The 725-nt window shown below is 33.9% G+C and carries 1 protein-coding gene; it reads right to left on the bottom strand.

From position 1 onward, the window contains the following. Positions 1 to 725: hypothetical protein (locus tag CYP28_RS10460; protein ID WP_181000453.1), on the bottom strand; the 725-nt coding region annotated here is incomplete at both ends.

The following is a 725-nucleotide window of genomic DNA, read 5'->3' on the forward strand; positions in this document are numbered from 1 at the left end:
TTAAATTAACTGTATGTAAAATTTCAGGGAAAGTTTGCACTAGCTGTCCAACTATGTCTGTTGCATTGCCATTTTGTATGTAAAAATTTGAAGGATTTTTATCTCCAAGGGCATATAAGACGTTTAACGCTGTCCTTGTCTTTCCACTTCGTGGGGCAAAGTTCAGGTCAGCTCTTTTAACTCCAGCACTTAAAATTGCTTCTGGAGAAAAATATTGATGTTCTTTAAGCTTATTTAAAAAGAGTAGTTTTATTCTATTACCATCAAAAGCTTTTTGAATTTCATCGTTAGCCTGCCTTGTCATAGATGAAGCAACGTCGGCTATTGTCTTGTCCTTATTTGCAAGAAGAGTATTTATTACTGCTTTGGGAAGTTTTTCTGGTGCTATATCGCCTATGGTTTTATCTAAATAGTTGTCGCCAAATTCTTCTTTTGCTACTGAAAGTAGCTCTTTTTTTGCGTTCTCTATTTGTGCAGAGCGATTGACAAGCATAAGGTGGTGTGCATTAAATAAAATTGAATGCGCCACTATCTTGGTGGTATTTTTTATTAACTCCAAGCCATCTTTATATTTTACTATGGCTTCTTCAGCACGCTTATAAAATTTACTATCCTCAACTATTCTTTCTAATTCTAAAAATTGATTACTTAATGCCTTTTTGTTATTTTGGGCATATATGGCATCTATTGCATTGACTATCTCTTGTTTTTTGCTAGTATCAAGA

Source organism: Campylobacter concisus (genome assembly GCF_002914195.1).
Lineage (GTDB): Bacteria > Campylobacterota > Campylobacteria > Campylobacterales > Campylobacteraceae > Campylobacter_A > Campylobacter_A concisus_M.